This window comes from Variovorax sp. 01N429 (assembly GCF_056399425.1).
This window is the reverse complement of the sequence record NZ_JBFTRG010000002.1, coordinates 554,946-580,015: the sequence shown is the minus strand read 5'-3', so window position 1 is coordinate 580,015 and position 25,070 is coordinate 554,946. Positions and strand designations below refer to the sequence as shown.

Annotated in this window: 22 protein-coding genes and 1 tRNA gene; 15 read left to right on the top strand and 8 right to left on the bottom strand. The window is 63.0% G+C overall.

Translation table 11 applies throughout. The features are described from left to right. Nucleotides 1-7: 7 nt before the first annotated feature. The gene (gene nirB / locus AC1DSF_RS05945; protein WP_478123928.1) at nt 8-2,473 is read right to left on the bottom strand and encodes a nitrite reductase large subunit NirB; all 2,466 of its coding nucleotides are present in this window, start codon (nt 2,471-2,473) and stop codon (nt 8-10) included. Between the two features lie 64 nt (nt 2,474-2,537). Here nirB and AC1DSF_RS05940 point away from each other — a divergent pair, with 64 nt between their 5' ends. Beyond that, the gene (locus AC1DSF_RS05940) at nt 2,538-4,250 is read left to right on the top strand and encodes a bifunctional protein-serine/threonine kinase/phosphatase (protein WP_478124000.1); all 1,713 of its coding nucleotides are present in this window, start codon (nt 2,538-2,540) and stop codon (nt 4,248-4,250) included. Between the two features lie 122 nt (nt 4,251-4,372). Here AC1DSF_RS05940 and AC1DSF_RS05935 read toward each other — a convergent pair whose 3' ends face one another. Next, nucleotides 4,373-5,650 (bottom strand): MFS transporter, encoded by a 1,278-nt coding sequence (locus tag AC1DSF_RS05935; RefSeq protein WP_478123927.1) that lies wholly within the window; start codon nt 5,648-5,650, stop codon nt 4,373-4,375. A gap of 254 nt (nt 5,651-5,904) precedes the next feature. On the opposite strand from AC1DSF_RS05935, the gene AC1DSF_RS05930 reads away from it, so the two are divergent. Continuing rightward, a complete protein-coding gene (locus tag AC1DSF_RS05930) occupies nt 5,905-7,158 on the top strand; it encodes an ANTAR domain-containing response regulator (RefSeq protein WP_478123926.1) in 1,254 nt (417 codons plus the stop codon). 32 nt (nt 7,159-7,190) lie between these two features. On the opposite strand, the gene AC1DSF_RS05925 is transcribed toward AC1DSF_RS05930, so the two are convergent. The 4 genes from AC1DSF_RS05925 to AC1DSF_RS05910 form a co-directional block, all read right to left on the bottom strand. Then, on the bottom strand, nt 7,191-8,000 hold the full coding sequence (locus AC1DSF_RS05925; protein ID WP_478123925.1) for an ABC transporter ATP-binding protein: 810 nt from the start codon (nt 7,998-8,000) through the stop codon (nt 7,191-7,193). Then, nucleotides 7,997-8,908, bottom strand: coding sequence for a nitrate ABC transporter permease (gene ntrB, locus AC1DSF_RS05920; protein ID WP_478123924.1), 912 nt, complete (start codon nt 8,906-8,908; stop codon nt 7,997-7,999). Before ntrB ends, AC1DSF_RS05925 begins: the two co-directional genes overlap by 4 nt. 10 nt (nt 8,909-8,918) lie before the next feature. Then, on the bottom strand, nt 8,919-10,163 hold the full coding sequence (locus AC1DSF_RS05915) for a CmpA/NrtA family ABC transporter substrate-binding protein (protein WP_478123923.1): 1,245 nt from the start codon (nt 10,161-10,163) through the stop codon (nt 8,919-8,921). Between the two features lie 344 nt (nt 10,164-10,507). Continuing rightward, nucleotides 10,508-11,776 carry a nitrate- and nitrite sensing domain-containing protein gene (locus AC1DSF_RS05910; RefSeq protein WP_478123922.1) on the bottom strand — a complete coding sequence of 423 codons (1,269 nt, stop codon included), beginning with the start codon at nt 11,774-11,776 and terminating at the stop codon, nt 10,508-10,510. Between the two features lie 66 nt (nt 11,777-11,842). Between AC1DSF_RS05910 and tsaD the strand changes: the two genes are divergently transcribed. Continuing rightward, a complete protein-coding gene (tsaD, locus tag AC1DSF_RS05905; RefSeq protein ID WP_478123921.1) occupies nt 11,843-12,892 on the top strand; it encodes a tRNA (adenosine(37)-N6)-threonylcarbamoyltransferase complex transferase subunit TsaD in 1,050 nt (349 codons plus the stop codon). On the opposite strand, the gene AC1DSF_RS05900 is transcribed toward tsaD, so the two are convergent. Both AC1DSF_RS05900 and AC1DSF_RS05895 read right to left on the bottom strand, forming a co-directional pair. Further along, nucleotides 12,840-13,577 (bottom strand): alpha/beta hydrolase, encoded by a 738-nt coding sequence (locus AC1DSF_RS05900; RefSeq protein ID WP_478123920.1) that lies wholly within the window; start codon nt 13,575-13,577, stop codon nt 12,840-12,842. The two genes, tsaD and AC1DSF_RS05900, sit on opposite strands and share 53 nt — an antisense overlap. 265 nt (nt 13,578-13,842) lie before the next feature. Then, a complete protein-coding gene (locus tag AC1DSF_RS05895; protein WP_478123919.1) occupies nt 13,843-14,214 on the bottom strand; it encodes an Hsp20/alpha crystallin family protein in 372 nt (123 codons plus the stop codon). Between the two features lie 123 nt (nt 14,215-14,337). Here AC1DSF_RS05895 and AC1DSF_RS05890 point away from each other — a divergent pair, with 123 nt between their 5' ends. The 12 genes from AC1DSF_RS05890 (at nt 14,338) to AC1DSF_RS05835 (ending at nt 25,068) form a co-directional block, all read left to right on the top strand. Further along, nucleotides 14,338-15,618 carry a branched-chain amino acid ABC transporter substrate-binding protein gene (locus AC1DSF_RS05890; protein ID WP_478123918.1) on the top strand — a complete coding sequence of 427 codons (1,281 nt, stop codon included), beginning with the start codon at nt 14,338-14,340 and terminating at the stop codon, nt 15,616-15,618. Further along, the gene (locus AC1DSF_RS05885) at nt 15,615-16,802 is read left to right on the top strand and encodes a pyridoxal phosphate-dependent aminotransferase (protein WP_478123999.1); all 1,188 of its coding nucleotides are present in this window, start codon (nt 15,615-15,617) and stop codon (nt 16,800-16,802) included. The genes AC1DSF_RS05890 and AC1DSF_RS05885 overlap by 4 nt, the downstream gene beginning before the upstream one ends. Nucleotides 16,803-16,985: 183 nt before the next feature. Further along, a complete protein-coding gene (gene rpsO / locus AC1DSF_RS05880; RefSeq protein ID WP_056579564.1) occupies nt 16,986-17,252 on the top strand; it encodes a 30S ribosomal protein S15 in 267 nt (88 codons plus the stop codon). A gap of 219 nt (nt 17,253-17,471) precedes the next feature. After that, the gene (pnp, locus tag AC1DSF_RS05875) at nt 17,472-19,781 is read left to right on the top strand and encodes a polyribonucleotide nucleotidyltransferase (RefSeq protein ID WP_478123917.1); all 2,310 of its coding nucleotides are present in this window, start codon (nt 17,472-17,474) and stop codon (nt 19,779-19,781) included. Between the two features lie 83 nt (nt 19,782-19,864). Further along, complete coding sequence (locus AC1DSF_RS05870) at nt 19,865-20,863, top strand: NAD(P)H-quinone oxidoreductase (protein WP_478123916.1); 999 nt, start codon at nt 19,865-19,867, stop codon at nt 20,861-20,863. An 11-nt stretch (nt 20,864-20,874) separates the two neighbouring features. After that, nucleotides 20,875-21,621, top strand: coding sequence for a triose-phosphate isomerase (gene tpiA / locus AC1DSF_RS05865; protein WP_478123915.1), 747 nt, complete (start codon nt 20,875-20,877; stop codon nt 21,619-21,621). Nucleotides 21,622-21,656: 35 nt separating this feature from the next. Then, nucleotides 21,657-22,082 carry a preprotein translocase subunit SecG gene (secG, locus tag AC1DSF_RS05860; RefSeq protein WP_478123914.1) on the top strand — a complete coding sequence of 142 codons (426 nt, stop codon included), beginning with the start codon at nt 21,657-21,659 and terminating at the stop codon, nt 22,080-22,082. Nucleotides 22,083-22,199: 117 nt separating this feature from the next. Further along, nucleotides 22,200-22,284 (top strand) — tRNA-Leu (locus tag AC1DSF_RS05855). Between the two features lie 56 nt (nt 22,285-22,340). Further along, a complete protein-coding gene (locus AC1DSF_RS05850; protein ID WP_478123913.1) occupies nt 22,341-22,700 on the top strand; it encodes an NADH-quinone oxidoreductase subunit A in 360 nt (119 codons plus the stop codon). A 15-nt stretch (nt 22,701-22,715) separates the two neighbouring features. After that, nucleotides 22,716-23,195, top strand: a complete 480-nt coding sequence (locus tag AC1DSF_RS05845; RefSeq protein WP_012748606.1) for a NuoB/complex I 20 kDa subunit family protein — start codon at nt 22,716-22,718, stop codon at nt 23,193-23,195. Between the two features lie 11 nt (nt 23,196-23,206). Then, nucleotides 23,207-23,815 carry an NADH-quinone oxidoreductase subunit C gene (locus tag AC1DSF_RS05840; protein ID WP_478123998.1) on the top strand — a complete coding sequence of 203 codons (609 nt, stop codon included), beginning with the start codon at nt 23,207-23,209 and terminating at the stop codon, nt 23,813-23,815. Then, on the top strand, nt 23,815-25,068 hold the full coding sequence (locus AC1DSF_RS05835; protein ID WP_478123912.1) for an NADH-quinone oxidoreductase subunit D: 1,254 nt from the start codon (nt 23,815-23,817) through the stop codon (nt 25,066-25,068). The genes AC1DSF_RS05840 and AC1DSF_RS05835 overlap by 1 nt, the downstream gene beginning before the upstream one ends. The last annotated feature ends 2 nt before the right edge of the window (nt 25,069-25,070 follow it).

Here is a 25,070-nt window from a genome sequence, read left to right as displayed (position 1 = left end):
CTCTCCTTCAGACCGTCTGCGCATCAGCAGGGATGCTCTCGACTACGGCAATCGGCTTGAACTGCCGCACGTCGACAGAAGCCTGGCTGGACTCGAACCACGGATCGGGTTCGCCATCGAGTGCGAACTGGAGCCGCTCCCACAGCGTCTTGCGGCCTTCCGCGTCCTCGAGGACCTTCTTCTTCACGTAGTCGAGGCCGACACGTCCGATGTAGTGCACGGTGCGCTCCAGATACCAGCCTTCCTCACGGTAGAGCTGAAGAAACGCGCCCGCGTACTCCATCACTTCATCGGATGTCTTCACCTTGACCAGGAACTGTGCGACTTCGGTCTTGATGCCGCCGTTGCCGCCCACGTAGATTTCCCAGCCCGAATCGACGCCGATCACGCCCACGTCCTTGATGCCCGACTCGGCGCAGTTTCGCGGGCAGCCCGAGACTGCGAGCTTGACCTTGTGCGGCGAATACATCGCCCAAAGCGCGCGCTCCAGGTCCTTGCCCATCTGCGTCGAGTCCTGGGTGCCGAAGCGGCACCATTCGCTGCCTACGCACGTCTTCACCGTGCGCAGCGACTTGGCGTAGGCAAAGCCCGAGGGCATGCCGATGTCCTTCCAGACGTTCTCCAGGTCTTCCTTCTTCACGCCGAGCAGGTCGATGCGCTGGCCGCCCGTCACCTTGACGGTCGGGATCTTGTACTTGTCGGCCGCGTCGGCGATGCGGCGCAATTCGTCGGGCGTCGTGTGGCCGCCCCACATGCGCGGTATCACCGAATAGGTGCCGTCCCGCTGGATATTGGCGTGGCTGCGCTCGTTGACGAAGCGACTCTGCGGATCGTCCTTTGCCTCTTTCGGCCAGGTCGAGATCAGGTAGTAGTTGATTGCAGGCCGGCAGGTCGCGCATCCGTTTGGCGTCCGCCAGCCGAGATTGCGATACACCTCGTCGTGTGTGAGGTAGTGCCCTTTTCGGATCGCCTCACGCACGTCCTGGTGGCTGACATCGGTGCAGGCGCACACAGCTTTCTTCTTCGGCGTGGCGGAGTAGTCGCCGCCGGCCGTGAACATCAGGATCTGCTCGACCAGCCCGGTGCATGAGCCGCACGATGCGCTGGCCTTGGTGTGCTTCTTGACCTCTTCAAGCGTGAAGAGTCCCTTGTCCTTGATCGCCTTGCAGATGGTGCCCTTGTTGACGCCATTGCAGCCGCAAACCTCGGCGTCGTCCGGCATCGAAGCGGCCTTGCTGTGGCCTTCGTGGCCGGTGTCGCCGATGTTGGATTCGCCGAACATCAGCTTGTCGCGGATGTCGTGCACGCTGCGTCCGTCACGCAGCAGCTTGAAGTACCAGCTGCCGTCGACCGTGTCGCCGTAGAGGCAGGCGCCGACCAGCTTGTCGTCCTTGATCACCAGCTTCTTGTAGACGCCGCCGAAGGGGTCGCTCATCACGATTTCCTCCGTGCCTTCGCCGCCCATGAATTCGCCGGCGGAGAAGAGGTCGATACCCGTGACCTTGAGCTTCGTCGAGGTCAGCGAGCCCATGTAGCGGCCAATGCCGAACTGTGCCAGGTGATTCGCCGCCACCTTCGCCTGTTCGAACAGCGGTGCGACCAGGCCGTAGGCGATGCCCCGATGTGCAGCGCATTCGCCGACCGAGTAGATGCGCGCATCGGTCACGGTCTGCATGGTGTCGGTGACGACGATGCCGCGGTTGATGTGCAGCCGCATCTTCTCTGCCAGCTCCGTGTTGGGACGAATGCCGACGGCCATGACCACCAGGTCGGCGGCGACTTCGGTGCCGTCCTTGAAGCGGATGGCCGAGACCCTTCCTTGTTCGTTGCCCACGAGTTCCTGGGTTTGCGCACCAATGAGGAACTTCAGGCCGCGGTCTTCGAGCGACTTCTGCAGCAGCTTGCCGGCCACGTCGTCCAACTGCCGCTCCATCAGCCACGGCATGACGTGCACCACGGTGACGTTCATGCCGCGGAGCATCAGGCCATTGGCCGCTTCGAGGCCCAGCAGTCCACCGCCGATGACGACCGCGTTCTTGTGCGTGCGTGCGGTCTCGATCATGTAGTCGGTGTCGGCGATGTCGCGATAGGCGATCACGCCCCGCAAGTCCTTGCCGGGAACAGGCAGCATGAAGGGGTTGGAGCCGGTGCACATCAGAAGCCGGTCGTAGGGCGCTTCGGTGCCGTCTTCCGCGCGCACGATTCGCTTGACCCGATCGACGTCCACCACCTTCTTGCCTGCGTGCAGGGTGATGTTGTTCTCGGCGTACCACTCCCAGCTGTTCAGCACGATCTCGTCGACCGTTTGCTCGCCGGCGAGCACGGGCGACAGAAGGATGCGGTTGTAGTTCGGGTGCGGCTCGGCGCCGAAGACGGTGATGTCGTAGAGATCGGGCTCGATCTTGAGCAGCTCCTCGATCGTGCGCACGCCGGCCATGCCGTTGCCGACCATCACGAGTTTCATTTTCTTCATGGCGTTGGACCTTTCCTGGATTCAATCAAGCGAGGTGCCCGGGGCGCGCGTGGAGAATCGCGCCATGAGCTTTGAAGTGGACATCGGCTACAGCAGCCTGCGCGGGCCCCGCGAGGTCAACGAGGATTTCGCCGGCGCGGTGCATGCGCCGCAGGGCGAGGAAGCGCGCGGACTGATTGCGGCCATCGCCGACGGCGTGTCCGCCGGTGGACGCGGTCTGGAGGCCGCGCAGACCACCGTGATGTGCCTGCTTGGCGATTACTTCGCGACGCCCGACACCTGGGAGCCGACGGCGGCGCTGGACCGGCTGATCGGCGCGCAGAACGCATGGCTTGCCGATCACAACCGCCGCCGCCAGGGTGGCGGCACCGCGCTCACCACGTTGACGGCGCTGGTGCTGCATGGACAGAGCTACACGCTCGCGCACGTCGGCGACACGCGCGCGTGGCGAGTGCGCCAGGGTGGCGAGCCTGCCATGCAGCTGACCCATGACCATGCCTTCGAGCACCCCGATCTGCGAAGCCGGCTGACGCGCGCAATCGGTCTCGACGATCAGGTGCGGGTCGACTATGTGCAGGGCGACGTGCGGGTCGGCGACTGCTTCGTGCTCAGCTCCGACGGCGTTCACGGTGTGCTCAAGGCACAGCATTTGGCGGCCCTTGCGCTGCAGGGCAACGCGGGCGAGGCCAGCGATGCACTGGTGCAGGCCGCGCTGGCGGCAGGATCCCGCGACAACGCCACCGCGCTGGTGATCCGCGTCATGGGACTGGATGCCCGCCAACTGGACGATGAGATGGGCGACGTGCGCCGGCTGGCTCCGCCGCCGCAGCTGAAGGTCGGCGATGTGCTCGACGGCTACGTCATCACCGCGCGGGTGGCCGACACCGGCGTGCATGTGCTCTACCAGGCACGTCGACCCGAGACGCGAGCACTGGTGACCCTCAAGACCTTGCATCCGTCCCGGGCCGGCGATCCGCAGGAGCGCGCGATGCTCGCTCACGAAGCCTGGCTGGGCCTGCGCGTCAGCGCTCGCGCCGACAGCGGCTTCGTGCGCGTTCACGAACGCGCGGAGGATGCCAGCGCGCTCTACACCGTGTTCGATTGGCACGGCGGACGAACGCTCGAGCAGATGCAGAAGGACGGTCGGCGTGGTGCGGTGGCGGAGGTCGTGGCCGCGGCCATCGAAGTGACCCGCGCGCTGGGAAGGCTGCACCGCCACGGCGTGGTGCATCGCGACATCAAGCCGGGCAACCTGCACCTTGGCGACGATGGGCGCTGGCGCATCCTCGACCTGGGTGTCGCGCTGTCCGGGCGCGAGGGCGCGGCGCAGCGCGAGCTGCACGCCGGCACGCCCAGCTACATCAACCCCGAACAGTGGGAAGGCGAGGGCGCCGACGCAGGCAGCGATCTGTTCGCGCTGGGGGTCACGCTCTACCAGTGGCTCGCCGGGCGCCTGCCCTATGGCGAGATCGAGCCCTACCAGGCAGCGCGCTACCGGCGCGATCCGGCCGCGTTGTCGCGCATCCGGCCCGATGTGCCCGTATGGCTCGACCACCTGGTGCGCAAGGCCGTGGCGCGCGATCCCCGGCAACGTTTCGAGACGGCCGAGGAACTTCTGCTCGCGCTGGAGCGCGGTGCGTCCCGTCCCGTCGGCGCGCCGAGCGCCACGCCGCTGGCCCGCCGCGATCCGGCGGCGCTCTACAAGATCGCGCTCGCTGTGTCGCTGCTGTTCAATGTGCTGCTGGTGGTGTGGCTGCTCTTCCTGCCCCGGACTTGAGAGGCGTGCTGCTCGCCCCCAGGTTGGCTCACTTCGCGTAGCCGCCCACCCCCATCCGGGGGCAATACCGGCGACCCGGTGAAGCCGGTTCCGCGGTATTTTTGGAATGAGGGTGTGCGGGGTCATGCGTTGCGCGCCTTGGGGGCCTTGGAGCTCTTGGGGCGGTGGGTCGTGACTGGTGGCTGTGCGGCTTCGCGGGCGCGGCCGCCTTTTTCGGCCCAGGTGCGGGTCCAGCGGATTTGCATCACGCGCATGACGGCCAGCATGACGAGCGACAGTGCGGCGAAGAAGACGAAGCCCCAGGCGTAGCTGCCGAGGTATTGCTTGGACAAGCCCATCGCGTTGGGCACCAGGCCTCCGCCGAGCGCACCGATCTCGCCGATCATGGAGCCGGCCACCGCTGTGCTTGCGGGCCAGCGCAGCGGCACGAGCTGGAAGAGTGCGCCGTTGCCCGCACCCAGTGCGGCGAAACAGGCGATCAGCAGCAGCGTGGTGAGCGTCAACGATGCCGACGATGCGCCGACAAGGACCAGGCTGATCGCCACCACGAGCAGGACCAATGTCAGCGTGTTGACGCCGCCCCAGCGGTCGGAGATCCAGCCGCCGATCACGCGCACGGCCGCACCCATGAAGGCGGCCAACATAGTCAGCTGGCCGGCCTGCACCTTGCTGACGCCGAATTGGTCGTAGTAGTAGGAGGGCAGGAAGGTCGTGAGGCCGATGAAGCCGCCGAAGGTCACGCCGTAGATGAGGCTGAACACCCATCCGTCCTTCTCGAACAGGCAGGCGATGTGCTCGCGGAAGCTGGCGTGGCTGTCGATGTCGGGTGGCTCCTTGGCGAGCATGATCATCACGATCATCGGCACCAGGATCGCGACAGCCGCCACGCCGTACACACTTTGCCAGCCCAGCCATTGGGCGAGCGGCGGAGCCACCAGCACCGACACCGCGGTACCGACGTTGCCCGCACCCACCAACCCCATGGCGAGGCCCTTGTGCTGCGGCGGGAACCAGCCCGAACCCAGCGAAAGCGCGACCCCGAAGCTTGCGCCCGCGATGCCCAGGAGCACGCCCATCGCGAGCAGATCGTTGAAGCTGTGCACCATGAAGAAGCCGAACAGCATCGCCACGGCAATCAGGCCCATCTCGACCAGCGTCGCACTCTTGCGGCCGATGTATTGCGACAGGATGCCCAGCGGAAAACGCATCAGCGCACCGGCGATGATCGGCACCGACAGCATCAGGCCTTTCTGCGCCGGCGAGAGGTTGAAGGTCTCGCCGATGAACGGTGCCATTGCACCGTTGAGCACCCAGATGCAGCACGAGAAGGCGAAGTACAGGAAGGCCGCGAACAACGTCGGGCCGTGGCCTGAGCGAAGGAAGGACTTGAAGCTGGACATGGCTTTCAATGCGAAATGCCGCGGCGCGGCCGTTGGCGGGCCGTGTCGTCGGACGGGGTTGGGGCGGTGTGCCGGCAGCGGACGCTGACGGCGTGAGGGGTGTGCCCGATGGTTGCGCTACCGGGCGGCATGCAGGTGTCTGCCGCTTCACCAAAGCGGTGCTTCGTTACACCGCGAGCCATATCACGCAAAACATGTGCCAACGCATCGCGGCGCATCTGCCCTATGCTTTCGGTCACAGCTTGAAACGCGCCGTGAACCCTCTTTTTGTTGTCTTTCCCTCCGAAGCCACCGACCTTGTCCAGGGTCTCGACGCTTCGGCGTTCGTGCGTGCGACTTGCCGCACGATGGTGTCGCAGGCCCAGTCGCTTGCGCCCCGAGAAATCCTGATCTGCATGCCCACGCTGACGCAGGATCTTCTCGATGCATTGCAAGCCTGGTCGGGCACGCCGCCATGTGCAGTGAGCCTCGCCTGTGCCCCGCTGGATCGTGAGTCGCACGAGAAGTTGGCGGCGCTCGGCGTGCACGCGTGGGAATCGATCGAGGCGCTGAACGCGCAATCCCTCGAGGCCTTGCTGGGCCGCGCGCAGGCGCGCTGGCAGCGGGAGAACGGGCTGCGCACCGAACTCGTCGCGCTGCGCACCCGCCTGGACGAGCGCAAGTGGATCGATCGCGCCAAGGGCCTGCTGATGTCCGCACGCGGCATCGAGGAGGACGAGGCCTTTGGCCTGCTGCGCGGCGCGGCCATGCATGCCAACCTGCGCCTCGGCGAAGTCTCGCGGTCCGTGGTCGAGGCTTCGCGATGGGCCGATGCGATCAATCGCGCGGGGCAGTTGCGCATGCTGTCCCAGCGGCTGGTCCGCGTAGCGGCGCAGGCGCTGGCCGGTGTCGATGCGCGACGCGCGCGCGTCCTGCGAACGCAGTCGGCTGAGCGCGTGCAGGACAACCTCGATCATCTGGCTGCCCTCGAACTGAATGAGGCCGGTGGGCGGGCCCTATCGGATGTGCGCGTGGCCTGGCAAGGGCTGGAGGCGGCACTTGACGCGCGCCTCGCACCGGGAGCGTTGATAGATATCGATGCGCGTGCCGATGCGCTGCTGTCTGCCGCCGAGACTCTGACGGGTGCACTGGAGGCACACGGCGCGCGACGGGCGCTGCGTATCGTCAACATCTGCGGGCGCGAGCGCATGCGCGCACAGCGGCTTGCAAAGGACGCGCTGCTGGCGTCGATCTTGTCGCAAGATGCCATGCGCGACCGCTTGGCGCCGACCATGGAGGCGTTCGAGTCCGCGCTGCTCGAGCTCGAGCGCGCGCCCTTGAGCTCACCCGAAATCCGGACCGCGCTGGCGGCCGCGCGCGACGAGTGGCTGCGACTGGTGCACGGCGTGCGCGACGTCGCGAGCGCAGAAGGGCGCGCCGCGCTGGTTCGTTCCAGCGATGCGCTGGTCGACACCTTCGACCAACTCACCGCCTCGTACGAGCACAGCTTGCAGGTCATCATGTCCTGACTCCCGCGTGAGTGGTCCGCCGCCGTGGCGACTCAGGCGGCGACCTTCTCCACGTGCGCCTGGCGCGTGTAGAGAAAGTCGATGACGGCCTTGCGCGCATGTACGTAGACCGGGTCTTCGGCCAGCTCGACGCGATTGCGCGGACGTGGGATGTCGACTGCCAGCACTTCGCCGATGGTCGCCGCGGGCCCGTTGGTCAACATCACGATGCGGTCGGACAGCAGCACAGCCTCGTCCACGTCGTGCGTGACCATGACGACCGTGCTGTGCGTCTTCTGCACGATGGCGAGCAACTCGTCCTGCAGCTTGGCGCGCGTGAGCGCGTCGAGTGCACCGAAGGGCTCGTCCATGAGCAGTACCTTGGGTTCCATCGAGAGCGCGCGGGCGATGCCCACGCGTTGCTTCATGCCGCCGGAGATCTCACCGGGGCGCTTCTGCGCCGCCGCGCTCAGACCGACCAGCGCGAGCGCCGCTTCGGTGCGCGCCTTGAGTTGCGCCTTCGCTTCGGTCGACGCGAACACGCGCTCGACACCGAGGTACACGTTCTCGTAGCAGGTCAGCCAGGGCAGCAGCGAATGGTTCTGGAACACCACCGCGCGCTCTGGCCCCGGGCCCTTGATCTCGCGATTGGCGCAGAGCAGCGCGCCTTGCGTGGGCGTGGTGAGACCGGCGATGAGGTTCAGCAGCGTCGACTTGCCGCAGCCCGAGTGCCCGATCAGTGTGATGAACTCACCCTTGGCCACGCACAGGTTGATGTCGCGCAATGCGAGGAAGCTGCCCTTGGCCGTCTTGAACCGCTGCTCGACGCCCTGGATCTCGATGTACTTCTTGTCATCATTCATGACTTCACCTCTTCGAACGTGAATGCCGTGGCGATCTTGATGAGCGCGAACTCGAGCACGAGGCCGACGATGCCGATGACGAAGATCGCGATGATGATGTTGGCGACGTTGAGGTTGTTCCACTCGTCCCACACCCAGAAGCCGATGCCGACACCGCCAGTGAGCATCTCCGCCGCGACGATCACGAGCCACGCGGTCCCGACGGCGAGCCGCACGCCGGTCAACATGTAGGGCAGCACCGCTGGGAAGAGGATCTTGGTGAAGATCTTCCATTCGCTGAGGTTCAGCACTTTCGCGACGTTCATGTAGTCGCTCGGCACGCGCTGCACGCCCACCGCGGTGTTGATGATCATCGGCCAGATCGAGCAGATGAAGATCGTCCAGATCGCCGCCGGATTGGCGCCCTTGAACACCAGCAGCCCGATCGGCAACCAAGCCAGCGGAGAGACCGGGCGCAGCAGGCTGATCAGGGGATTGAACATGCGCGAGAGGAAATCGAAGCGGCCGATCGCGAAGCCCGCAGGGATACCCACCGCGGCCGCGAGACCGAAGCCAAGCGCGACGCGCTGCAGCGACGAGAGCACGTTCCAGCCCACGCCTTGGTCGTTGGGGCCCTTGCTGTAGAACGGATCGCTGAACACCGTCAGGGCCTGCTGCCAGGTCGCGAGCGGCGAGGGAAAGCCGGTGGTGCTCTTCATCGCGACCAGTTCCCAGATCAGGATCAGCAGCGCGACGCCGAGCACCGGCGGCAGCACGCGCAGCCACAGCGCGCTGAAGTCGCGCGGCGTTCGCGGCTCGGGTTCGGCCCGGCGGGCCAGGGCCACGGGCTTGGTCGCGACAAAGCTCTTTGCAGAGGCCGGCAGAGCGGGACGGGTATCGAGAGGGGAATGAAAGACAGCGCTCACCATGACGGGCTCCTCAGGCATGGACCTTGAACGAATCGGCGTACTGCTTGGGGTTCTTGCCGTCCCACACGACGCCGTCGAACAGCTTGCTGGTGCGCATCGTTTCCTTGGGAAGCGGCGTGTTCGTAGCTGCCGCGGCCTGCTTGTAGACGTCGATGCGGTTGATCTGCGTGGCGACCTGCAGATAGTCGGGATGCTCCTTGAGGAGGCCCCAGCGCTTGTGCTGCGTGAGGAACCACATGCCGTCCGACAGATACGGGAAGTTCACCGAGCCGTCGTTGAAGAACTTCATGTAGTTCGGGTCGTCCCAACTCTTGCCGAGCCCGTTGGTGTATCGGCCCAGGATGCGCTGGTTGATGGCATCCACACTGGTGTTGACGTAGCTCTTGTCCGCGATGGTCTCCGCCATCTTGTTCTTGTTCTGCAGGCCGGTGTCGATCCACTTGCTGGCCTCCAGGATGGCTGCCGTCACGGCGCGCGCGGTGTTGGGGTACTTCTTGACGAAGTCACCCGTCGTGCCGAGCACCTTTTCGGGGTGGTCCTTCCAGATGTCCTGCGTGGTCACAGCCGTGATGCCGATGCCGTCCATGATGGCGCGCTGACCCCACGGCTCGCCGACGCAATAGCCGTCCATGTTGCCCACGCGCATGTTCGCAACCATCTGCGGCGGAGGCACGGTGATGACCTTGGCGTCCTTCAGCGGATCGATGCCGTTGGCGGCCATCCAGTAATAGAGCCACATCGCGTGGGTGCCCGTGGGAAAGGTCTGCGCAAAGGTGTAGTCGACCTTGTTGGCCGCCATCACCTTCGCGAGCGAGGCGCCATCGACGGCACCCTTGTCGGCGAGCTTTTTCGACAGCGTGATCGCCTGGCCGTTGTTGTTGAGCGTCATCAGAACGGCCATGTCTTTCTTCGGCCCACCAATGCCTACGTGCACGCCATAAACCAGCCCATAGAGCACATGGGCAAAGTCCAATTCGCCGTTGACCAACTTGTCGCGCACGCCGGCCCAACTGGCTTCCTTGCTGGGCACGATCTTCACGCCGTACTTCTTGTCGATGCCCAGCACCGAGGCCATCACCACGCTGGCGCAGTCGGTCAGCGGAATGAAGCCGATCCTGACTTCTTCCTTCTCCGGCTTGTCGGATCCTTGGGCCCACACGGCCGCTCGCAACGCGGGGTCCAGCCCGACGACACCGGCAGCGGCGGCCTGCAGCACGCGTCTGCGACTCAGTTTGGAGGCAAGCGAATCGGTCATGGGGCGAACTCCGAAGGAAAGGGAAAAGGCAAAAACACAAAAAGCAAAAGCAAAAAAGGCGTCCTCACCGCGCAGGGGCTGCTCGAAAACGAGCCCTTGCGGGTGGGGACGCCTTTGTCCAGTTCGGTAGACCGTATCCGCCGTTGGATGCTGTCTATCTGTAGACCTTCATCGATCTGTGTTCTACGTATTGCAAACCCCGTGCCAATCTTTGCGGATGTGGTGCTGCTATCAAGAACATAGCAAACAATCCAATGATGGCGCAGTCCACCGACTGCTTTGGCGCGGACCTGCCCGGCGGCACGATCGTTGTGCGTCGCACCATTTCAGATCAGCGGCCGCTTTCAGGAAGCCACATCCCGGGGCAGAAATTCCGCCAGCGAGAGCACGGATTCGGCCACTTCGATCAGGCGCCGGCTTTGGTTCATCGCGGTCTGGCGCAGCATCTTGTGCGCTTCCTGTTCGCTGATGCCGCGGCGGGCCATCAGGAGGCCCTTGGCGCGTTCGACAAGCTTTCGTTCGTTGAGGGCAGCGCGCACGGTTTCCAACTCGTCGCTCATGGCCTGCAGACGGTGTGATTGCTCCTGGACCATGTCCAGAATGGAGCGCTCGAGCTGCCTGCCGTAGAGCGGTGCGCTTCCGGGCGACTGTGACCATACGGGCTCCTCGAAAAACGCCGCGGCCATCGGGTCAGCCGATTCGGTCATTCTTGGCAGCAGCGCCTCATGGGCCTGCAGTTCCGAATGTGCCTTCGCTGTTTTGTCCATGCAGATTCGCTGCAGATCGGCGGCGAGCCGCTCTTCGACCCACTGCATCGCATCGATGCGTTGTGTGCAGCAGTCGAACCACGTCCGGCTCAGGTCCGGGTCGAGCATCACGCCCGGGGGTGCGGCGCAGGCGATTCGGCGCAGGCGTTCCTGTTCGGCGATTTGCTCCGGCAATTGGGTCGTGCGCCAGAGGTCGGCCACCGACTCCGCAGAGAACTCGATGAAGAGCTGAAAACAACGCTCCTGCGAGTCGATCAGGTGCAGCCATTGCTGCTGCCGGCTGCTGTCGTTGCGCCCTGAAGCGAATGCAGCCGCGCCGCAGGCACGTTCCTGCCCGGCAAATTCCTTGCCCTGCATGAAATTGAAGAGCGCAACCAAGACGCGCGAGACCTCGGGGTCGGTGGCGCCGTCCGCTGCCTCGAATACCACCGCGAGCAGTCCGGACAGCAGCTTGGTATACGCAGTTGTCGATGCCGCCGCATCCAGTTCCAGGCATCCGATACGGCGGCGCAGTTCAGGAAGCCCGTCCAAGCCGGGCAGGACCCATGCGATGCGACTGAAGAGCCGCGCGCCGTTGCCGATGCGGGCGCTGTCGGTCTGCAGCAGGTCGAAGCTTTCGCGCGCTGCCGTCTCCATGTTCATGCTCTCGGCAATCTGCTCACTGCGCTGCGCAGCGAAGCGCTGTCCGCCAGAGGCCAGCCATACGTTGGAAATGCCGCGTTCGCGCTGCAATGCATGCACCAGTCTTCCGATGCTTCCGACCAGTTGGCCGGTGCGGGTCAGTTGCTCCAACCCTTCGATTTCGCAACGGAGGGCGGCGATCAGGAAACTCAGGCCGGATTTCATCAAAGGACTTGCAGCAACATCCGTGCCCCGCTATCGGGCGGCACCTACACTCGCGGCATGTCTGGCATGTTTGTATTGGGAATCGAGTCGTCCTGCGACGAAACCGGCGTGGCCTTGGTCGAGAGCGGCGCGAGCGGGCTGCCGCGCCTTGCGGCGCATGCGCTGCACAGCCAGATCGCGATGCACCAGGCCTATGGCGGTGTCGTGCCCGAACTCGCGAGCCGCGATCACATCCGGCGGGTGCTTCCTTTGGCCGAAACCGTCTTCGAGGATGCCGGCCGGCAACTGGCAAATGTCGACGTGGTGGCCTATACGCGAGGGCCTGGCTTGGCCGGCGCGCTCCTCGTGGGCGCTGGAGTGGCGTGCGCCCTCGGCGCGGCACTGGGCAAACCTGTCCTGGGCGTGCATCACCTGGAAGGGCATCTGCTTTCGCCTTTCCTCAGTGCCGATCCGCCGGAATTTCCCTTCGTCGCGCTTCTTGTGTCGGGCGGTCACACGCAGCTGATGCGGGTCGACGGGGTGGGCCGCTACGAACTACTGGGCGAGACGATCGATGACGCGGCGGGGGAGGCATTCGACAAGAGCGCCAAGCTGATGGGCTTGCCCTATCCGGGTGGTCCATGGCTTGCCAAGCTGGCGGAGCAGGGCCAAGCCACTGCTTTCAAGCTTCCTCGCCCTTTGCTGCACAGCGGCGACCTGGACTTCTCGTTTGCGGGGCTGAAGACCGCGGTGCTCACCCAAGCCAAGAAGCTCGGCGACGAGCTTGAATCACGAAAGGCCGACCTCGCAGCGTCCACGCAAGCGGCCATCGTCGAAGTTCTCCTGAAAAAGTCGATCGCCGCTATCGAGCAAACGGGGCTCGATCGCTTGGTGGTGGCAGGCGGAGTTGGCGCGAACCGGGTGCTGCGCGAGCAACTGAATGCCGCATGCGCCAAGCGCGGGGTGCGGGTTCACTACCCCGAGTTGCACTTGTGCACCGACAACGGCGCAATGATTGCAATGGCCGCCGCGATGCGCCTCCAGGCCGGCATCCAGAAGCCGACCGAACGCTATGCCTTCGATGTCAAGCCGCGATGGCCGCTGGCGTCGCTGGATGCAGGGACGGAACCAGCCTAGGCGCTTTCCTGGACTGCTGCGGCAGGGGCAGCACGTCGAGCATCTTTCGCCAGAGTTGAGACCACTGTGGCCAGTCATGGCCGCCTTCGGTGGTGAAGACGTGGTCGGTGGGGAGTGCATCAGCCAGCAGCCGATGATTGGCCGCAAACCGGTCGCTGAGGCCGAATCCGAGATAGAGCGGCGGGAGCTTCGCCGGCTGAGCGGGCGAAGCGTACTGCTGGAGCCACGGCCAGAGCTTGCGGTCCACCTCTTCGTCCGGCGCCGGGCCTTCGGGGGCCTTCCACGCGCGCAGGCCTCCTGCCTTTTGGATCTCCGCACCGACCGGTCGGCGACCGAGATAAGGGGCCAAGGTCACGATGCCATCGACGGTGCCCGGCTTTGCCAATTCATGAATCAGGGCACCAAAGCCGCCGATGGAGATTCCGACCAGCCAGATCTTCCGGTAGCCCGCCGCGCGTTGCGGCTCTATCACGTCCTGCTGCAGCCGCTCGATGAAAGTCTGGTCGTAGTAGTACGACACGTCGGCGTCCACCAGCAAGGAATCGGCAGCGAGATCACGTTCCTGGATGGCGCTCACGAAGCCCTCGCGCTCGAACTCTTCGGGCTTCAGGAATGCGCCCGGAAGAAAGACCAGGAGGGTGTCCGATCGAGCATCGATTTCTGCAAGCTTCAGGTGCGTTTTCATGGTGCTTCTGTGAGCGACTTGCGCGGGATCTAGGGCAAACCCCACGTCTTAAGGGCGCGAATTAATACAAAGGCCTTGAAAAATACGTCACAGAACGTGACGTACTGCGCACGGATTGTGGTTCATAAATGCGTCAGGCCGGCAACCAAAAGTTACCGGCCCGTGCATTCAGTTTTTTTTGAGCTTGCCTGCCCGAACCCGCGGCTCAGATCCTAGTGACCCAGCACGGGCGGCCAAGCGACGCCGAAGAGGCGCGCTCGCTGGCTCAGTTGATGGCCAATTGGGCGACGTTGCTCACTGGAATCAGCTTGCCCAGCTTGAGGCTCAGGACGCCATTTTCGAGCTTCGCTTCGCTCGCAGCAACGTCGATGTCCTGCGGCAACTCGTAGGCGGCCTTGATCTGGCGCTTGGCTTCGGGCTTGCTTTCGATGCGAACCACAGCGCCTTCGATTCCGATCGTGAGGTCGTCGCGCGACAGGCCGGGGACATCGAGTGTCAAGGTCCAGGTCTTCTCGTCTTGCTCGACATTGAGCGAGCGTTGAGCGCCAGAGAAGGCGTCGTTGACGAAGCGTTCCAGACTGCGGTCATATGAACGCGGCACAAAGCGGGCGGTGCGGATAGCGGGTGCGAAAAACATGAGGAAGACTCCTGAGCAAAACGACAAGGACAAGAATGTGTGTCCCTTACACTGCGCGGCGTTTCAACAAGACAAGTGCCGCATGCCACCTCATCTAGGCATCGTGATGAGGCTTTCAAGACAATGAACTCAAGCTTTATTTGGCGTCGCAGGGCCTTGAAATTCGTCGCGGCGGCGCTAGGCGCGAGCGCGCTTTCGTCGCTCAATGCAAAGACGCAGGAGCCCATCCGGCTGGCGTTGATCGAGAGCATGAGCGGGCCTTTCGCCAACACAGGCGAGGCTGTGTTTCGCAATTTGCTGTGGGCTGTCGAGCGCGTCAATGCGCGTGGTGGCGTCAAGCTTCCCGGTGGCGCACGGCTCCTGCAGCTGGATCGCTATGACAGCAAAGGACAAAACGAAGAAGCGCTGTCCGCGTTGCGTGCTGCGATGGACGACGGCGCCCGCATCGTGCTGCAGGGCAACTCGTCCGCGACCGCCGCTGCGCTCATCGATGCGATCGACAAGAACAACGAGCGCAACCCTTCGAAGCGCGTGCTCTTCCTCAACTATTCGGCAGTCGATCCGATCCTTACCAACGAGCGCTGCAGCTTCTGGCATTTCCGATTCGACGCACACGCGGACATGCGTGTCACCGCGTTGATGCAGGTGCTCAGGGAGGACAAAGGGCTGCAGCGTGTGTACCTGATCGGGCAGGACTACAGCTTCGGCCAGTCGGTGCTCCGCGAATCGCGGCGCCAGCTTGCTCAGTTGCGACCGGATGTGCAGATCGTGGGCGACGAATTGCATCCGATGGGGCGCGTGAAGGACTTCGCGCCCTATGCGGCCAAGATCCTTGCCAGCGGCGCGCAAGCCGTCATCACTGGCAATTGGGGAAACGACCTCACATTGCTGGTGAAGGCCGCGCGGGAGGCGGGTTTCAACGGCACCTTCTATACCTTCTATGGCAACGCGCTTGGCGCTCCCGCGGCAATAGGCGACGCGGGCGTCGGCCGTGTCGTTGCGGTCGCGGATTGGCTGCCGAACGTGCAGACACCTCAGTCGGAAGCCTTCTATAAGTCCTTCCGTGAGCGCTTTCCCAGCCCCTCCGACGACTACGTGCACATGCGCATGCAGCTGATGATCGAAGCTTTGGCGCAGGCGATGGAGCGTGCCGGAACCACGGACACCGTGGCAGTCGCCCGTGCACTCGAAAAGACCCACGTCACTTTCGCGGGCCAGAGCGGGCACATGCGCGCCGAGGACCACCAGTTCCAGCAGACACTGGTCGTCGGCGTGATGGACAGGCAGGGCGCGCCCGGCGTCAAGTTCGACGTGGAAGGGTCTGGTTATGGTTTCCGCGTCGTCAAGACAATTTCGGCCAGCAACGCCGAGATGCCCACCAGCTGCAAGATGCAACGCCCCTGAATTCAAGGAAAAAGCCAGTGCGCCAAGCCATCCACAACCTCGAAGCCTCCAAGATCCGCGAAGTCGCGAATGCGGGCCTGGGCCGCAGCGACGTGCTCGCATTCTGGTTCGGCGAAAGCGACGAAGTCACTCCCGATGTGATTCGTCAGGCAGCCATCGAATCGCTGCAGCGCGGCGAGACTTTCTATGCTCACAACCTCGGCCTGCCTGAGCTGCGGGAGGCCGTCGCTCACTACATGAGCGGTCTGCATCCCAGGATCGAATCATCGCGAATCGCCATCACCTCGGGCGGGGTCAATGCACTGATGCTTGCGGTGCAGGCGCTCGTCGATGCGGGCGACGAGGTGGTGGCCATCACCCCCGTCTGGCCGAATCTCACAGCGCAGCCCGCGATCCTCGGGGCGCGCGTCCGATGCGTTTCGTTGGTGCCCAAGGGAGGGCAATGGACCCTCGACTTGGACGCGCTACGCGCCGCGATCACGCCGGCCACCAAGCTTCTCATCGTCAACGCGCCGAACAATCCGACCGGATGGACTCTCAGCCGCCCGGAACAGGAGGCAATCCTCAAGCATTGCCGCTCGACGGGGACGTGGATCCTCTCGGATGAGGTCTACGAGCGCCTCTACTACGAAGAGGCCCCAAATCGGTGCGCGCCCAGCTTTCTCGACGTCGCCGCGCCCGACGACCGCCTGATCGTCGCCCACAGCTTCTCCAAGAGCTTCCTGATGACCGGCTGGAGGCTCGGCTGGTTGGTCTTGCCGCCCGTGCTCATGGAGGGGATGGGCAAGTTAATCGAATTCAACACCTCGTGCGCCAGCGTCTTCACGCAGCGTGCAGCGATCGCGGCGTTGGCCCACACCGACGAAATCACTCCACGAGTTGTCGCGCACCTGAAATCCTGCCGAGACACCCTGGTGCCATTGCTGGCCGCATTGCCGGGCGTCGAGGTCGCCCCCGCGCGCGGCGGCATGTACGCGTTCTTCAAGCTGGAAGGCTTCGACGACTCCCTGGCAGTCGCCAAGCGCCTTGTCGCCGAGGCCGGCCTTGGCCTTGCCCCCGGCAACGCCTTCGCCCCCGAAGCCCAAGGCTGGCTCCGCTGGTGCTTCGCCTCCAAGGACAAGCACCGCCTGGTCGAGGGCGTAGACCGCCTGAAAAGTTGGCTGGCTAACCAACGAAAGTCGTGAAATAACGCGGAACCGGCTTGGCCGGGCCGCTGGTATTGCCCCCGGGTAGGGGGTGGAGAGCGACACGAAGTGCGCGAGCCTGGGGGCGAGCTATAATCCCCCCGCTTTGCATACCGCAAGGCGCACGGTATGGGCAGTTCCAGCGCGTACCGCAAGTCAAACATCCCGGAACAGGAAAATCAAATGATCGCAGCCTCCATCAAGGCCGAAGTTGTCAAGGACAATGCCCGCGCCGCCAACGACACCGGTAGCCCGGAAGTGCAGGTCGCACTGCTGACCGCCCGTATCAACGAACTCACCCCACACTTCAAGACGCACGCCAAGGACCACCATGGTCGTCGCGGCCTTCTGCGCATGGTGAGCCGCCGTCGCAAGCTGTTGGACTACCTGAAGTCCAAGGACGCCGAACGTTACACCGCGCTGATCGCCAAGCTGGGTCTGCGCAAGTAAAACCGAATCGCATGAAAGAACGCCTGGGTTAGTCCGCTAGCTCAGGCGTTTTTTACTTCGCGAATCGTTTCTGGAGTGCCGAACAGAGCGAAGCTGTGTCATTCCAACGAAGTTCCGCCGAGCTTCTCTGGAATGGCATCGTGTTCTGAAAAGCGCTCCGTCCCTGCGGCGACCCGTGACCATCACCCGTCGATCCGCCGATAAAAACAGGAGCTAAACATGAGCCTCTTCAACAAAGTCACCAAGTCCTTCCAGTGGGGCGGCAAGACCGTCGTCATGGAAACTGGCGAGATCGCTCGCCAGGCTACCGGCGCCGTCACTGTAGACATCGAAGGCACCGTCGTTCTCGCAACTGTGGTTGCATCGAAATCGGCCAAGCCTGGCCAGGACTTCTTCCCCCTGACCGTCGATTACATCGAGAAAACCTACGCAGCCGGCAAGATCCCCGGCAGCTTCTTCAAGCGGGAAGCCAAGCCCAGCGAGCACGAAACGCTCACTTCGCGCCTGATCGATCGCCCCATTCGTCCGCTGTTTCCCGAAGGGTTCCTGAACGAAGTGCACGTGGTGATCCACACGCTCTCGCTCAACCCCGAAGTCGACGCCGACATCGCTGCCATGGTCGCTGTGAGCGCCGCTCTGTCGGTCTCCGGTATCCCTTTCAGCGGCCCCATCGGCGCCGCACGTGTGGGCTATATCAATGGCCAGTACGTGCTCAACCCCGGCCAGACCGCGCGCAAGGATTCGCAGATGGATCTGGTCGTCGCCGGAACTGAAGCGGCCGTGCTCATGGTCGAATCCGAAGCCCTGCAACTGAGCGAAGAAGTGATGCTCGGCGGTGTGGTGTTCGGCCACGAACAAGCCAACATCGCGATCAACGCGATCCATGAGCTCGTGCGCGACGCCGGTAAGCCCGTGTGGGACTGGCAGCCGCCTGCTGAAGACGAAGGCTTCGTCGCCAAGGTCAAGGGCCTGGCTGAAGAAAAACTCCGCGCCGTCTACCAGATCCGCAGCAAGCAAGCCCGCACGCAAGCACTGCGCGAGGCCAACGCCAGTGTCATGGACGCACTCAAGCAAAGCGGTGAGCCTTTCGATGCCGGCAAGGTCAACGACCTGCTGTTCAGCATCGAATCGAAGATCGTGCGCGGCCAGATCCTCGCTGGCGAACCCCGCATCGACGGTCGCGATACGCGAACCGTGCGCCCGATCGAGATCCGCAACAGCGTGCTGCCGCGCACGCACGGTTCTGCGCTGTTCACCCGTGGCGAGACCCAGGCGCTGGTCGTGACCACTCTTGGAACCGAGCGTGACGCGCAGCGCATCGACGCCCTGGCTGGCGAATACGAAGACCGCTTCCTGTTCCACTACAACATGCCTCCCTTCGCAACTGGCGAAGTTGGTCGCATGGGCTCGACAAAGCGCCGCGAAATCGGCCATGGCCGACTTGCGAAGCGCGCACTGGTTGCGTGCCTCCCCAGCAAGGAAGAGTTCCCCTACACGGTTCGGGTCGTTTCGGAGATTACCGAGTCCAACGGTTCTTCATCGATGGCTTCAGTCTGCGGCGGCTGCCTCTCGATGATGGATGCAGGCGTGCCCATGAAGGCGCACGTGGCCGGCATTGCCATGGGCCTGATCAAGGAAGACAACCGATTTGCCGTGCTGACCGATATCCTGGGCGATGAAGATCACCTGGGTGACATGGACTTCAAGGTTGCCGGCACGACCAACGGCATCACCGCACTTCAGATGGACATCAAGATCCAGGGCATCACCAAGGAAATCATGCAGGTCGCTTTGGCGCAAGCCAAGGAAGCCCGCATGCACATCCTCGGCAAGATGCAGGAAGCGATGGGCGAGGCCAAGGCGGAGGTGTCCAGCTTTGCGCCGCGCCTCTTCACGATGAAGATTAATCCCGAAAAGATCCGCGACGTGATCGGCAAGGGCGGCTCCGTGATCCGCGCGCTGACCGAAGAGACCGGCACCCAAATCAATATCGACGAAGACGGCACGATCACCATCGCGTCGACGGATCCGGCGAAGGCCGAAGAGGCCAAGAAGCGCATCGAGCAGATCACTGCCGAGGTCGAAATCGGCAAGGTCTACGAAGGACCGGTCACGAAGATCCTGGACTTCGGCGCGTTGATCAACCTCCTGCCCGGCAAGGACGGCCTGCTGCACATCAGCCAGATCGCGCACGAGCGCGTGGAGAAGGTGACCGACTATTTGAGCGAAGGCCAGATCGTGAAGGTCAAGGTTCTCGAGACCGACGAAAAGGGCCGGGTCAAGCTGTCAATGAAGGCGCTGGCCGAGCGTCCGGCCGGCATGGAGTTCAGCGAGCGTCCCCCGCGTGAAGACCGTGGTGATCGCGGCGACCGCGGTGACCGCCGCGAGCGTTCGGATCGTGGCGATCGTCCGCCACGTGCAGATCGCGCGCCGCGCTTCGAGAACAACGAGCGTGCTGGCGAACAGGCTGAGCCAGTGGCCGAACAGGCCCCCGTGCAAGAGGCGAATCGCGGCGACAACCAAGCCTGATGAGGTGCGATGGCGGCACGAGCCGCTGTCGTGCTTCCTGATCATGCGCAGCCGGACGTTGGCTCGCACTCGTCGGAAAGACCATGAAAGCCATTGAGATCACATCGTTCGGAACCCCAGAGGTGCTTCGCATGGTGGAGCGTCCGGCGCCCGTAGCGGGCGAGGGCGAACTACTCATTCGCGTGGCCGCAAGCGGCGTGAATCGTCCGGACGTGCTGCAGCGAATGGGCCACTATCCGGTGCCTCCAGGTGCATCGGATCTGCCCGGGCTTGAAGTCGCCGGCGAAATCGTGGCCGGCGACCCAAGCGCTCTCGCAGACGCAGGCTTGAAGGTCGGCGATCACGTTTGCGCGCTGATCGCTGGCGGTGGCTATGCCGAGCTGTGCGTCGCTCCCGTGGCGCAATGCCTGCCCGTTCCCCGGGGCTGGACCGACATCGAAGCCGCCACCCTGCCGGAGACATTCTTCACCGTCTGGAGCAATGTGTTCGAGCGCGGCCGTCTGCAGAAGGGCGAAACCTTGCTGATTCAAGGCGGCTCGAGCGGCATTGGCGTCACGGCGATTCAACTTGGCAAGGCGCTGGGCGCCACGGTGATCGTGACGGCAGGCAGCGATGAGAAGTGCGATGCTTGCAGAAAGCTCGGCGCTGATCACGCGATCAACTACAAGACTGCAGACTTCGTTGAAGAGGCTAAGCGTCTCACGGGCGGCAAGGGCGTCGACGTGGTTCTCGATATGGTTGCCGGCAACTATGTGACGCGAGAAATCGAATGCCTGGCCGAAGACGGTCGCTTGGTCATCATTGCGGTGCAGGGGGGTGTAAATAGCGAGTTCAACGCCGGCCTGGTTTTGCGCAAGCGCCTCACCATCACTGGATCGACTCTTCGTCCCCGGCCAATCGCATTCAAGGGAGCGATTGCCAAAGCGCTGCGAGAGAAGGTGTGGCCTCTGCTTGAGGATGGCGCGGTCAAGCCGGTGATCCACAGTAGCTTCGCCGCCGATGGCGAGCCAAGCGGTGCCGCACAGGCGCACACTCTGATGGAATCCAACCAGCACATCGGCAAGATCGTGCTGACCTGGTGAGCAAGAGAGAAATGAAAAAGAGAAAGCTGATCGCGGGCAACTGGAAGATGAACGGCAGCCTTGCGGCCAACGAGGCGCTCGTGAAGGCATTGGTGCAGGGTCTCCATGCACCTGCATGCGATGTTGCAGTATGTGTGCCAGCGCCGTATCTGGCACAGGTTCAGTCGCTCGTTACCGGTTCGCCCTTGGCGTTGGGTGCGCAGGATGTGTCGGCGCAACCGCAGGGAGCCTTCACCGGCGAGCAGTCGGTTGCGATGTTGAAGGAATTCGGCGTCCGCTACGTCATCGTTGGACACTCGGAACGTCGTCAATATCACAGCGAGACGGATGAGTTGGTTGCTGCAAAAACGGCCATCGCGCTGGCGAATGGAGTCACTCCCGTCGTCTGCGTCGGTGAAACGCTTGCACAGCGCGAAGCAGGAGAGACCGAAGAAGTCGTCAAGCGTCAATTGGCCGCGGTGATTCATGTGAATGGCCATTGCATCAGCGAAATCGTGGTGGCTTACGAGCCCGTCTGGGCCATTGGCACAGGCAAGACAGCCACGCCGGAGCAGGCGCAGGCAGTGCATGCGCTGCTGCGCGCGCAACTCCACCATGCGGCGAGCGAACACGCGAGCGATATCCGGATCCTCTACGGAGGAAGCATGAACGCGGGCAACGCAGCCGAGTTGCTCGCGCAGCCCGACATCGACGGCGGCTTGATCGGCGGCGCGTCGCTCAAAGCCCCCGATTTTCTGCAGATCATCGCCGCCGCGTGATCGACGTGCGCCCAAACAATTAGGAGTTAAAACGAATGAATGTGGTCCTTAATATCTTGGTAGGCGTGCAGATGCTTACGGCCTTGGCGATGATTGGCCTGATCCTGGTCCAGCACGGCAAGGGCGCGGACATGGGCGCCGCGTTTGGCAGCGGAAGCGCTGGCAGCTTGTTCGGTGCGAGCGGCAGCGCGAACTTCCTGTCTCGGACGACCGCGGTGCTGGCGGTCGTATTCTTTGCATGCACGTTGCTGCTCGCGTATTTCGGTCATGCGCGCCCGGCGGGCGGCGGCAGCCTGCTCGAGCGCGCTGCGGTCGCACCCGCGCCAGCACCGGCTCCGGCTGCTCCCGCGTCGCCTGCGGAGATCCCGTCGGGCAGCGCGCCTGCTGCACCAGCGACCGGCGCCCCGCCAACGGCGCCAGCTGCACCTGCTTCAGGCGCCGCTCAGATCCCGAGCAAATAAAGCTGTTGTGATCTCTGTGCCGTTGGCTGAAAACGGTACTTTTTCAGGGTAAACTCTAAAGCTGTTCCGGAAAGCCAAAGCCTTTGGGTTCCTCATGCCATTCGGACAGACAAAACCGCGGTCGTGGTGAAATTGGTAGACACGCTATCTTGAGGGGGTAGTGGCGAAAGCTGTGCGAGTTCGAGTCTCGCCGACCGCACCAAATCTCACTGGCAAGGATCCTGCTCCTTGCCAGTGGCAAGCGGTGATAGAGCCCTGATGAACCTCGATTCCTACCTCCCCGTCCTGTTGTTCATTCTGGTCGGTGTCGGTGTCGGCGTCGCACCTCAGGTTCTGGGCTACATCCTCGGCCCGAACCGGCCTGATGCTCAAAAAAATTCCCCCTACGAATGCGGCTTTGAAGCTTTCGAAGACGCCCGGATGAAGTTCGACGTACGGTACTACCTCGTCGCCATTCTCTTCATCCTTTTTGATCTCGAAATTGCATTTCTCTTTCCATGGGCTATTGCGCTCAAGGAAATTGGTGCGGTCGGCTTCTGGGCGATGATGATATTTCTCTCCATCCTCGTCGTGGGATTCGCCTACGAGTGGAAAAAGGGTGCGCTCGACTGGGAATGACAAGGAATCCCGAAAATGGCCATTGAAGGCGTCATGAAGGAAGGCTTCGTCACCACGACATACGATTCCGTGGTGAACTGGGCCAAGACTGGATCTCTATGGCCCATGACCTTTGGTCTGGCCTGCTGTGCTGTTGAGATGATGCATGCGGGAGCTGCCCGCTATGACATCGACCGCTTTGGCATGTTGTTTCGCCCCAGCCCGCGCCAGTCCGACCTGATGATCGTGGCTGGTACGCTGTGCAACAAGATGGCGCCTGCGTTGCGGAAGGTCTACGACCAGATGCCGGAGCCGCGTTGGGTTCTCTCGATGGGTTCGTGCGCCAATGGCGGCGGCTACTACCACTACAGCTATTCGGTTGTGCGTGGATGTGACCGCATCGTGCCGGTAGATGTCTATGTTCCTGGTTGCCCGCCGACTGCCGAGGCTCTCTTGTACGGGGTGATTCAACTCCAGCAAAAGATTCGTCGTACCAACACCATTGCGCGCGCCTGAAGCGAAAGACGATGACTGATTTCGCCATCTCTCCCGAAGCGCTTCGCACCCAGATTTCCGAAACCCTTGGCTCCAAAGCAAAGAGCGTCACGCTCGCGCTTGGCGAGGTGACGGCCGTTGTGGATGCTGCTGATTACCTGGCTGTTGCGACTCTGCTTCGCGATGCACCCGGCTGTCGGTTCGAGCAACTCATGGATCTTTGCGGCATGGACTATTCCGGCTATCGCGATGGCGAATGGCAGGGCGAGCGTTTCTGCGTGGTATCCCATTTGCTTTCGGTCAGTCTCAATCAACGCGTCCGCCTCAAAGTGTTCGTGCCGAATGAAGACTTGCCTGTGGTCGATTCCCTGACGAGCGTCTGGAATGCTGCGGGTTGGTTCGAGCGCGAAGCCTTTGATCTTTACGGAATCGTCTTTGAAGGTCACGACGACCTGCGTCGACTTCTGACTGACTACGGTTTCATCGGGCATCCTTTCCGCAAGGATTTCCCTGTCTCCGGTCACGTCGAGATGCGCTACGACCCCGAGCAGAAGCGCGTGATCTATCAGCCGGTTTCGATCGAGCCGCGCGAAATCACGCCCAGGGTTATTCGCGAAGACAACTACGGCGGATTGCACTGATGGCCGAAATCAAGAACTACACGCTCAACTTCGGGCCCCAGCACCCCGCAGCGCACGGGGTATTGCGACTCGTGCTGGAGTTGGATGGCGAAGTCATTCAGCGCGCAGATCCGCATATCGGGCTTCTTCATCGCGCCACCGAAAAGCTCGCGGAGTCGCGCACGTTCATCCAGTCGTTGCCCTATATGGATCGTCTCGACTACGTGTCGATGATGAGCAACGAGCATGCGTACTGCCTTGCCATCGAGCGCCTGATGGGCCTCGAGGTGCCCATCCGCGCGCAATACATCCGCGTCATGTTCGCCGAGATCACGCGCCTGCTGAATCACTTGCTGTGGTTGGGCGCGCACGGGCTCGACTGCGGCGCGATGAACATGCTCATCTACTGCTTTCGCGAGCGGGAAGATTTGTTCGATTTGTACGAAGCTGTGTCGGGTGCACGCATGCATGCGGCTTACTTTCGTCCAGGCGGCGTCTATCGCGATTTGCCAGACTCGATGCCGCAGTACAAGGCGAGCAAGATCAAAAACGCGAAGGCCATCGAGCGGCTCAACGAAAACCGCCGCGGTTCGATGCTGGACTTCGTTGACGACTTCTGCAAGCGTTTTCCGAAGATGGTCGACGAGTACGAGACGCTGCTCACCGACAACCGGATCTGGAAGCAGCGCACCGTGGGTATCGGCGTGGTGTCGCCTGAGCGGGCTCTGAACCTCGGCTTTACGGGCCCGATGCTGCGCGGCTCCGGCATCGAATGGGACCTGCGCAAAAAGCAGCCCTACGACGTCTATGACCGAATGGAATTCGACGTGCCGGTCGGCAAGACCGGTGACTGCTACGACCGCTATCTTGTGCGGGTCGAAGAGATGCGCCAAGCCAACCGCATCATTCAGCAATGCTCGGCATGGCTGCGTGCGAACCCGGGCCCGGTGATCACCGACAACCACAAGGTTGCCGCGCCAGCGCGCGAATCGATGAAGGCGAACATGGAGGAGTTGATCCACCATTTCAAACTCTTCACCGAAGGCTTCCACGTTCCCGAAGGTGAGGCGTATGCCGCCGTCGAGCACCCGAAGGGCGAGTTCGGGATCTATCTCGTCAGTGACGGCGCGAACAAGCCGTATCGCCTCAAGATCCGTGCGCCGGGCTTCCCCCACCTCGCGGCTCTGGACGAAATGTCTCGTGGACACATGATTGCCGACGCGGTCGCCGTGATAGGCACGATGGACATCGTGTTCGGCGAAATCGACAGGTGAGT